The organism is Janibacter anophelis NBRC 107843, from assembly GCF_001570945.1.
Taxonomy (GTDB): domain Bacteria; phylum Actinomycetota; class Actinomycetes; order Actinomycetales; family Dermatophilaceae; genus Janibacter; species Janibacter anophelis.
In genome coordinates, this window is record NZ_BCSQ01000088.1 from 1 (window position 1) to 9,091 (window position 9,091).

General features: G+C 71.9%; 12 protein-coding genes. 8 read left to right on the top strand and 4 right to left on the bottom strand.

What is annotated here, in order from left to right; all coding sequences use genetic code 11:
• Window positions 1-166 precede the first annotated feature (166 nt).
• The 4 genes from JAN01S_RS17735 (at window position 167) to JAN01S_RS15820 (ending at window position 2,780) form a co-directional block, all read left to right on the top strand.
• Window positions 167-310: a hypothetical protein gene (locus tag JAN01S_RS17735; RefSeq protein WP_306305679.1), complete on the top strand. Its 144-nt coding sequence runs from the start codon at window positions 167-169 to the stop codon at window positions 308-310.
• A 948-nt stretch (window positions 311-1,258) separates the two neighbouring features.
• Window positions 1,259-1,792, top strand: coding sequence for an orotate phosphoribosyltransferase (pyrE, locus tag JAN01S_RS15810; RefSeq protein WP_068319698.1), 534 nt, complete (start codon window positions 1,259-1,261; stop codon window positions 1,790-1,792).
• 473 nt (window positions 1,793-2,265) lie between these two features.
• Entirely contained in the window at window positions 2,266-2,409 is a 144-nt protein-coding gene (locus tag JAN01S_RS15815) for a hypothetical protein (protein WP_218000066.1), read from the top strand.
• Complete coding sequence (locus JAN01S_RS15820) at window positions 2,406-2,780, top strand: hypothetical protein (protein WP_068319701.1); 375 nt, start codon at window positions 2,406-2,408, stop codon at window positions 2,778-2,780. Before JAN01S_RS15815 ends, JAN01S_RS15820 begins: the two co-directional genes overlap by 4 nt.
• Here the strand turns inward: JAN01S_RS15820 and JAN01S_RS15825 are convergent, their stop codons facing one another.
• Window positions 2,781-3,194, bottom strand: a complete 414-nt coding sequence (locus JAN01S_RS15825) for a transporter substrate-binding domain-containing protein (protein WP_068319702.1) — start codon at window positions 3,192-3,194, stop codon at window positions 2,781-2,783. It lies immediately after the preceding gene.
• A 71-nt stretch (window positions 3,195-3,265) separates the two neighbouring features.
• On the opposite strand from JAN01S_RS15825, the gene JAN01S_RS15830 reads away from it, so the two are divergent.
• Genes JAN01S_RS15830 through JAN01S_RS15840 form a run of 3 tightly spaced genes read left to right on the top strand, consistent with a single transcriptional unit; the run spans window position 3,266 to window position 5,735 of the window.
• Entirely contained in the window at window positions 3,266-4,222 is a 957-nt protein-coding gene (locus tag JAN01S_RS15830; protein WP_068319703.1) for a glucosyl-3-phosphoglycerate synthase, read from the top strand.
• Window positions 4,219-5,079: a dihydropteroate synthase gene (gene folP / locus JAN01S_RS15835; RefSeq protein WP_068319705.1), complete on the top strand. Its 861-nt coding sequence runs from the start codon at window positions 4,219-4,221 to the stop codon at window positions 5,077-5,079. Before JAN01S_RS15830 ends, folP begins: the two co-directional genes overlap by 4 nt.
• A complete protein-coding gene (locus JAN01S_RS15840; RefSeq protein ID WP_068319707.1) occupies window positions 5,076-5,735 on the top strand; it encodes a class III extradiol ring-cleavage dioxygenase family protein in 660 nt (219 codons plus the stop codon). Before folP ends, JAN01S_RS15840 begins: the two co-directional genes overlap by 4 nt.
• Window positions 5,736-5,739: 4 nt before the next feature.
• Here JAN01S_RS15840 and JAN01S_RS15845 read toward each other — a convergent pair whose 3' ends face one another.
• The 3 genes from JAN01S_RS15845 to JAN01S_RS15855 form a co-directional block, all read right to left on the bottom strand.
• Window positions 5,740-6,114, bottom strand: a complete 375-nt coding sequence (locus tag JAN01S_RS15845) for a GntR family transcriptional regulator (RefSeq protein ID WP_068319709.1) — start codon at window positions 6,112-6,114, stop codon at window positions 5,740-5,742.
• Window positions 6,111-7,037, bottom strand: a complete 927-nt coding sequence (locus JAN01S_RS15850; RefSeq protein ID WP_068319711.1) for a hypothetical protein — start codon at window positions 7,035-7,037, stop codon at window positions 6,111-6,113. The genes JAN01S_RS15845 and JAN01S_RS15850 overlap by 4 nt, the downstream gene beginning before the upstream one ends.
• A gap of 81 nt (window positions 7,038-7,118) precedes the next feature.
• Window positions 7,119-7,589, bottom strand: a complete 471-nt coding sequence (locus tag JAN01S_RS15855) for a GNAT family N-acetyltransferase (protein WP_244884868.1) — start codon at window positions 7,587-7,589, stop codon at window positions 7,119-7,121.
• 76 nt (window positions 7,590-7,665) lie between these two features.
• Here JAN01S_RS15855 and JAN01S_RS15860 point away from each other — a divergent pair, with 76 nt between their 5' ends.
• Window positions 7,666-9,003: an MFS transporter gene (locus JAN01S_RS15860; RefSeq protein WP_068319713.1), complete on the top strand. Its 1,338-nt coding sequence runs from the start codon at window positions 7,666-7,668 to the stop codon at window positions 9,001-9,003.
• The last annotated feature ends 88 nt before the right edge of the window (window positions 9,004-9,091 follow it).

Sequence of the window (9,091 nt, forward strand, 5' to 3'; positions counted from 1 at the left end):
CCCGCCGCCGTGCCGGGCATGCGGCCTGCGGCCGTTCCGGGCGCGGCGGCGAACCTCGACCCCACCGGCACAACAGAGGGAGCGACGCCCAGGACCTGATCCCGAGCGCCGCTCCCTTCGCCGAGCAACTACGTGAGTGCCACCATCCGATAAGTAGGGTGGAAGCATGCGCGTCCAACTTCTGTACTTCGACGGGTGCCCGCACTGGCAGGTGGCCGACGGCCGCATCCGTGACGCGCTGGAAACCCTAGGCATCCACGTCGACGTGGAGAAGGTCTTGGTGACCACCCCCGAACAAGCTGAACAGTAGAGCTTCCACGGCTCACCGTCGGTCCTTGTCGACGGTGAGGACCGCTTCGCCCAGTTAGGCGCGCCAGTGGGACTCTCGTGCCGGCTCTACCAGACACCAGAGGGGGTCGACGGCGCCCCCACGGTGAGCCAACTAGTCCAGGTCCTGTCGCAGAGTTAACACCCCCGACGTATTCGGGGAGCCGCAACCAAGACGGTCCCGACGCCTCCGAGTAGTGATCTGAACCAGGTGAGTTGTTCACAAGGAAGGCAGTTGGGCGCACCCATCGCCGCTCGATCACGTCACCTTCACGCCTCCGACCCTCCGCTCCACTCTCCGCCCACCTCCGGACCGCATCAAGGGCGCTACGCGTCACTTCGTGATGGACTCCGTCCACCCTTGACCCGGCCACTCCGGCAGGCTCCTCTGCTCCGCAACAGGGTCGGTGGCTAGATCCGGCCAGCCCTCCACTTACGCCTCCACTTTGGTCCCGAGACGTAGCGATCCAGCCCGAGGCGATGCATCGACGGCACGCCCGGAAGCCCGGAAAACCGGGGCGGAGAAAGCCCAGGAGCAACAGCACGAAGAGCCCCGCGGGGAAACAGGTGGTTGAGGGTTCGAGTCCCTTCGCCAGCTCTCTGCCCCGCTGGTCGAGGTGCGAGGAGCGCCAGCGACGCAGCCTCGAGACCCCCCACGCAGGTCGAGGTGCAACGAGCGCCAGGGACGCAGCCTCGAGACCTGGATGCGGCTGCAGTCGACGTTAGGTCGGCGCGAGTGGCCGAGCTGGTCGGCGATGGTCCGGGCCGTCACGCCCGAGCCGTCGAGGATGCTCGCCGTCGTCTTGCGCCAGGCGTGCGACGTCACCCACTCCAGATCGCTGTCCGCCCGCACCCTCGTAAAGCCACCGGCTGACCGTGCGCGGCTCACGGAAGCCGCCCTGCAAACCCACTCCTATGGGAACATGCGCTCGTGGCCGACCTCCTCAGTGAACTTGCCCGTGACATCGACAAGACCTGCCGCTTGACCGGCACCTTCACTCTCCGCTCGGGCCAGATCGCCACCGAATACTTCGACAAGTACCTCTTCGAATCTGACCCCCAGCTCCTCCGCCGCGTTGCAGAGAGCATGGTTCCGCTCATTCCCGCAGACACCGACCTCCTGGGCGGCCTGGAACTCGGCGGCATCCCAATCGCCACGATGCTCAGCAGCCTGACTGGTACGCCCGCGCTCTTCGTCCGGAAGCAGGCCAAGGAGTACGGGACCAAGCGACTGGCCGAGGGCGCCGACGTCGACGGACGCCGCGTCACCATCGTCGAAGACATCATCACGACGGGCGGTGCGGTCCGAGACGCAACCCTTGCCCTGCGCGGCGCCGGCGCCACGGTCGACACCGTCGTCTGCGCGATTGACCGCGGACCCAACCCCGGCAAGGCACTCTCTGACGTCGATCTGACGACGTACTACCTCCTCACCCGAGCCGACCTGGACCGGGCGCGCGAATAGAGCGGGCACGTCACCTTCACGCCTCGGAGCCTCCGCTTCACTCTCCGCCCATCTCCGGACCGCATCACGGGCGCTCCGCGTCACTGCGTGATGGGCTCACCCTTGACCCGGCCACTCCAGCGGGCTCCTCTGCTCCGCTAGAGGGTCGGCGGCCATCCCTGGCCAGCCCTCCACTTTCGCCTCCACTTTGATCCCGAGAGCGACCGAGCCAGATCCAGCCCACGCACCGAGAGCGCATCGCCTCGAGTTCTGAGTCGCGCCTCATCAACAGCTGTTGCCCATCGTGGGGGAGCATCCACAGGTCGCCCGTCATGGCTGTGACGTCATGATCCGGTCGGCAGGCTGAGTATCTGCGGATCCATCCCGGACGAACGTTGTGTCTAGTCCGCTTGTCTTGAACTGTCTACTGGACTGGACGTACGCTCATGAAGCGCCGCGAACTCCTCAAGGCTTTGCGTGCCGAGGCTCAGCGAGTGGGGCTCCGGCTCGAGATCCGTGAGGGTGGCAGCCACACCAAGGTGTCGATCGGGGAGCGATCGAGCGTCGTGCCGCGGCACTCGGAGATCAACGAGATGACGGCGCTGGCGATCCTCAAGCAGATGGGAGTGCGGCGGTGAAGGTCACGGCTCGCGCAGTCCGCTCCGGTGCTTGGTGGGCGATCGAGGTCCCCGAGGTCCCCGGCGTCTTCACCCAGGCCAAGCGCCTCGACCAGGTGGCAGGAGTCGTGGCGGACGCCGTGGCGACGATGACCGGAGCGGACGCAGCAGACATCGAGGTCCAGCTCGTCCCGGCGATGCGGCCCGAGGTCCAGCGCGACGTCGACGAGGCCATCCGCCTGCGGCGCGAGGCAGAGGAGGCGCGGGCGTCCGCCACGGAGCAGCTCGCCCGCGCGGTCGACGATGTCCTGCGCGAAGGCCTGACCGTCCGTGACGCCGCGCTGTTGCTCGGGATCTCCCCTCAGCGGGTGTCGCAGGTGGCGCGCACCTGATCAGCCCTGATCGGCCATCCAGGAGTTGATCGAGTCCTCCAACGGGCCCTCCTGGTCGCCCACGAGCACGACGCCCCCTTCGCCGGACGACGAGGTGGCGGTGACCCCCTTCGTCGCCTCGTCGGCGCCGATGATCACGTCCACCTCGCCGCGCTCCACGGCCGCCGCCAATGCGTTGAGCTCACCGCCCTGGAAGTTGGGGTGCGCGCCGATCGAGTCCGCATAGGCCGTGATCATCTCGGCGGCCGGACCACTCGCGTCACCGCCCTCGCCCAAGACAGCCCGAGGTGGGTTGTCGACGACACCGACGTTGAGGATCCCCGTGGCCTCGGCGTTGGACAGGGCCTGGCCGGGGTCGGAGCAGCCAGCCACGAGCAGCAGCGGCAGCAGGGCCATCGCGAGGAGTCGGCGCATGGCACACATGATGCCTGCCTACGATGAGCGAGGGCCGCACACGGCCCTGACCCGTCGAGAGGCTCCACCGCATGCGCGCACCGACCCGCGAGTGGCTCGCCCGGCACAGCCACGCCCACGGCGACTTCGACGCCGCGCAGCTGGCCGAGCGCCTCCGGGCGAAGGGGGAACAGGTCACCGTCGTCATCCCCGCCAAGGACGAGGCCGCGACCGTGGGCGACGTCGTCGCCGGGTTGCGCCGCGAGCTCGTCGAGACCGTGCCGCTCGTCAGCGAGCTCGTCGTCATCGACTCCGACTCCACCGACGCGACCGCGCAGGTCGCCGCCGACGCCGGCGCGACCGTCCACCACTCCGCCGAGATCGCGCCGCACCTGGGCAGCCACCCGGGCAAGGGCGAGGCGCTGTGGAAGTCGCTCTTCGTCACCTCCGGCGAGCTGCTCGTCTTCGTCGACGCCGACCTGACGGAGTGGGGGCCGCACTTCGTCACCGGGCTCGTCGGCGCACTGACCGCCGACCCTGCCACCCTGCTCGTCAAGGGCTGGTACGACCGCGTCCTCGACGTGCCGGGCCGCTCCCCGAGCACCGAAGGCGGCCGGGTCACCGAACTCGTCGCCCGCCCCGTGCTCAACCTGTGGTGGCCCGACCTCGCCGGGGTCGTCCAGCCGCTCGCCGGCGAGTGGGCCGCCCGCCGCGCGCTCATGGAGACGCTCACCGTGCCCACCGGCTACGGCGTCGAGATCGCCTCGCTCATCGACACCTACCGCCGCCTCGGCCTCGGCGCGATCGCCCAGGTCGACCTCGGCGCCCGCGCCCACCGCCACCAGCGCGACCACGACCTCGCCGTCATGGCCGCCGAGCTGCTCGCGGTTGTCCACGCGCGGCAGCACGACGAGCCGCAGGAGCTCGACGTCGTCGCCGACGAGCTGCACCAGTTCACCCGCGACGGTGGCTGGCGCACCCGCCCGGTGCCGCTCGTCCAGCGGCCGGCGGCCGTGAGCCAGTCCGGCTACGAGGACGTGGACCGATGAGGCTCGGCCGGCACACCTTCGCCGACGACGCCATGCTCGTCATGGCGATCGTCAACCGCACGCCCGACTCCTTCTACGACAAAGGCGCGACCTTCGCCGAGGACAAGGCGATGGAGCGCGTCGACCTCGTCGTCGAGCAGGGCGCCGAGATCGTCGACATCGGTGGGGTCAAGGCCGCTCCGGGTGGTGATGTCGACGTCGCCGAGGAGATCGACCGCGTCGCCGGGCTCGTCGCCCGGGTCCGCGAGACTCACCCCCAGCTCGTGATCTCGGTCGACACCTGGCGGGCGGAGGTCGGCGAAGCCGTCTGTGCCGCAGGCGCCGACGTGCTCAACGACGCCTGGGGCGGGGCCGATCCGGCACTCGTCGACGTCGCGGCACGGCACGACACCGCGATCATCTGTACCCACACCGGTGGCGTCGAGCCGCGCACGCGTCCCTTCCGCACCGGCTTCGAGCGGGACGTGGTCGACGACGTCCTCGAGGGCGTCCTCGGGTACGCCGAGCGGGCGGTCGCCGCCGGGGTCGCGCGCGAGTCGGTCGTCATCGACCCGGCCCACGACTTCGGCAAGAACACGCACCACACCCTCGAGGTGACCCGCCGCCTCGACGAGCTCGTCGACACCGGCTGGCCGGTGCTCGTGTCGTTGTCCAACAAGGACTTCGTCGGCGAGACCCTCGACCGCCCCGTCGACCAGCGGCTCATCGGCACCCTCGCCACGACCGCGGTCTCCGCGTGGCTCGGCGCGCGCATCTACCGCGTGCACGAGGTCGCCGAGACCCGCCAGGTCCTCGACATGGTCGCGACCCTGCGCGGCGAACGCGCCCCGGCGCGCACGATGCGGGGGCTGGCATGATCCGCGCCGCGGTGGTCGTCCCCGCCGCACCTGCCCTGCTGCCCGGCATCGGTGGTGCCGCCGACCCCCTCGCGGACCTGCGTGCGCGGGCCGCCGCCCTCGTCGCCGACACCGCGATGACGAAGGGAGCGGACCGTCTCGTCGTCCTCGGGTCGGGACCGTCGACGCGGACCTGGCCGGTCGACGCACCCTCCGGCGCAACGCGGTTCACCACCGGGCGCGTGCCCGAGGGCGCCCTGCCGACCGACGTCGAGATCGGTCGCTCCTTCGCCCCCTCCGGAGGGGGCGAGCTGCACCTGCTCTCCGTCGCCGCGGACGCCGGACCGCAGGAGTGCGCCGATCTCGGAGCCGACCTGGCCGCAGGCCCCGACGCCGTGCTCGTCGTCGTCGCCGACGGTCCCGCGACCCTCACCGACAAGGCGCCGGGCCACCTCCAGCCGGGCGCCGCCCCCTTCGCCCGCGCCCTCGCCGAGGCCCTCACCGCCGCTGACGTCGCGACCCTCGCCGCGCTCGACCCGGCCACGTGTGACCGGCTGTGGATGCGCGGTCGAGCCGCGCTGCAGGTCCTCGCGGCCGCCGCTCCCGGACTGGCGGGGGAACTGGTGGGGGAGGAGACCCCCTTCGGCGTGCAGTACCTGCTCGCCAGGTGGTCCTGAGCCGTCAACGCCGCCGGGCGGCCCGCTCCAGCGCCTGCGCAGCCTGCTCGGGCGTGGCGCCGAGGGTGCGCGCTCGCGCCAGATAGGACTCGGCCGCGTCCTCGAGCAGTGTGGCCGCAGCCGGGCCCGCCGCCGGTCGCGCCGCGACCCGCGTGCCGCCCCCGCGGCGGGTCGTCACCAGACCGGAGCCCTCGAGTTCCTTGTAGGCGCGCGCGACCGTGCCCGTCGCCAGGCCGAGGTCGGCGGCGAGCTGTCGGACGGAGGGCAGCCGGTCGCCGGTGACGAGTTGGCCGGTCTCGATGAGCGTCGTCAGCTGCCGACGGACCTGCTCGAAGGGCGGCGTCGGGTCGACGAGGTCGATCGTCACCGCCACGCTCACAGCGGCACTCCGACCGGCGTCGCCTCGCCCCGCTGCGGCGGCGGCATGTCGTCGACCCGCACGCCGGGCCCGGTGCAGAGCCCGGCGAAGGCGACCACTCCCAGTGCCGTGGCCGCGCCCGCCCCGACGAAGGCGACGCCCGCGAGGACGCCGTAGCCCTCGGGCGCGCAGTCGGAGGCGCCGGCGCCGAGCGCCATGAGCAGCAGGACCGGCACGAGCGTCACGCAGGCCACGAGGGTGAGGGCCTGCAGCACGCCGGCCATCGACCACCGGCGCAGGCCCGTGTCGAGCGCGGTGCTCTCGGCGGCCGGGCTGGGCCGGCGCGCGACGACGAGGCAGGTCGCCACGGCCACGAGCACGCTGACCGTCGTGGCGAGCGCGATCGGAGCGGCGTAGTGGCTGCCGGGCCACGGGGTGCGCGTGTGGGTCGCCCCGTCGCACACGACGCTGATGGCCCGCCCGGCCCGACCGAGGTCATCGGCGCTGCCGAGGAGGGTGCCGACGACGAGCGCCGCGGCGAGCGCCAGCAGGGACCCGGCCGCCGTCATCAGCCAGCCCCACGGCACGAGGTCGCCGAGCCGGCGCGGGCGCAGGTCCGCGCTGCGGGTGAGCGTCATCGGCCGTCGGAAGGTCGCCTCGCCGAGCCCGAAGATCGCGACGACGAGGATCCCGGCCAGCGCCGGCGCGATGGCGGGGGCCGTGTCGGTCCCTCCCAGCCCCAGCACGGGGATGGCGATGCACGCGAGCACGGCCAGGGCGAGCGCGACGACCCGCCAGGCGCGGGCGCGCCGCGCATAGGCGACGAGGTGGACGTGCTCGTTGACGCCGACGGCGATGGACCGGCGGCGGCCGACCGTGATGACGATCGCGGCGACGACCAGCCCGAGGGCGAGGGCGAAGGGGAGGACCAGCACCGTGCTCATGGCGTCACCTTTGTGTCAGGTGGTTGGGACAAGCCGAGCGTGCTCTCCCTTCGCTCTTGTGTCAAGTGGATGACACAAGGGTCAGAGCTCGAGCTTGAACCCCTCGTGCGACGCGACGTAGCCGAGCCGCTCGTAGAAGCGGTGCGCCTCCGGGCGGCGCTTGTCGCTCGTCAACTGGACGAGGGAGGCGCCGCGGGCCCGCGCCTGCTCGTGCGCCCACTCCATGAGCGCGGCGCCGAGGCCACTGCCGCGGGCCGCGGAGCCGACCCGCACTCCCTCGACGAGCATCCGCAGCGTGCCGCCGCGGGTGAGCCCGGGCACGAAGGTCAGCTGCAGGGTGCCGACTGCGGCGCCCCCTGCGTCCCGGACGATCGCGAGGTACTGCTGCGGGTCCGCGTCGACCGCGGCGAAGGCCGCGAGGTAGTGCGCCAGGTCCGTACCCTCACGGCCGGCCCCGATGTCGTCGTCGCGGAGCAGGGCGACGATGTCGGCGACGTCCTCACGGGTGGCGCGGCTGACGGTGTGGCCGTCCAGGGCACTGGTCGCGGGCACGTGGACCCCTCTCGTGCGATCCGAGGGACGGAACGCGGGTTGGTCGAACCGTGGAGCCATTCGTACCATCTATCCAGTGACCGGGACCCGACAGCTGCACGACATCGGCCGGCGCCGCGCCTACGCCATCTGGGGCGCCGCCCTCGCCGTGTACGTCCTCGCCGTCTTCCACCGCACCTCCCTCGGCGTCGCCGGGCTGCTCGCCGCCGACCGCTTCGGCATCAACGCCAGCCAGCTGGCCACCTTCACCGTCCTGCAGCTGGCCGTCTACGCGGGCATGCAGGTGCCGGTCGGCGTGCTGCTCGACCGCTTCGGCTCGCGGGCCCTCATCGTCTCCGGCCTGGTCCTCATGACGGCCGGCCAGCTGTGGTTCTCCGTCGCCGACACCTTCTCGCTCGGCCTCGCGGCCCGCGCCCTCGTCGGGGCGGGCGACGCGATGGTCTTCACCGCCGTGCTGCGCCTCGTCGCCCTGTGGTTCCTCGTGCGGCAGGCGCCGGTCGTCACCCAGGTCACCGGCATGATCGGCCAGATGGGTGCTGTCGCGGCCGCCGTCCCGCTGAGCGCCGCGCTCCACGGGTGGGGCTGGACGCGCACCTACGCGATGGCCGCCTCGCTCGGCGTCATCCTGCTCCTCGGCGTCTTCGCCCTCGTCAAGGACTCGCCCTACGAGCGGGGTGCGGTCGAGCGGATCAAGATCCGCGCACTGCGCCACAGCCTGACCGAGGTCTGGCGCGACCCCGGCACCCGGCTCGGGCTCTCGGTGCACTTCACCGCCCAGTTCGCCCCGACGGTCTTCGCGCTGCTGTGGGGCTACCCCTTCCTCGTCTCCGGCCAGGGGCTCAGCCCGACGATGGCCTCGACGCTGCTCACCCTCATGACCTTCGTCGCGCTCGTCGCCGGGCCCACGATCGGTCGTTGGACCGGCCGGCACCCGTACTACCGCTCCGTCATGGCGCTCGCGGTCGTCGGCGCGATCGCGCTCGTCTGGGCGGTCGTGCTCGCCCTGCCGGGTCGCTCACCGCTGTGGCTGCTCGTCGTCCTCGTCGCGGTCACCGCCGTCGGCGGCCCCGGGTCGATGATCGCCTTCGACCTCGCCCGCAGCTTCCACCGCAGCGACCGGTACGGGCGGGCGTCCGGCGTGGTCAACATGGGCGGCTTCGTCGCGTCGCTGGTGACGATGGCGCTCATCGGTCTCGTCCTCGACCGGCTGGCCCCCGGCGGGCCGGAGACCTACACGCTCGACGACTTCCGCGTCGCGATGAGCGTGCAGTTCCTCCTGTGGGGCTTCGGCGCGTGGATGATCTGGCGCTACCGCCGCCGCAGCCTGGACCGGGTCTCGCGCCACCCCGGGGCGATGGAGGCGCTGCGGGGCGGTGACGCGCTGCTGCCGGGCATCTCCCGCGACCACGACTGAGACAGCCACACCTTGACGGGTCAGCGACACCTCGTGCTGTGGCTGACCCTCGCAGGTGTGGCCAGCCACAGTTTGTGGCGGGGGGGGG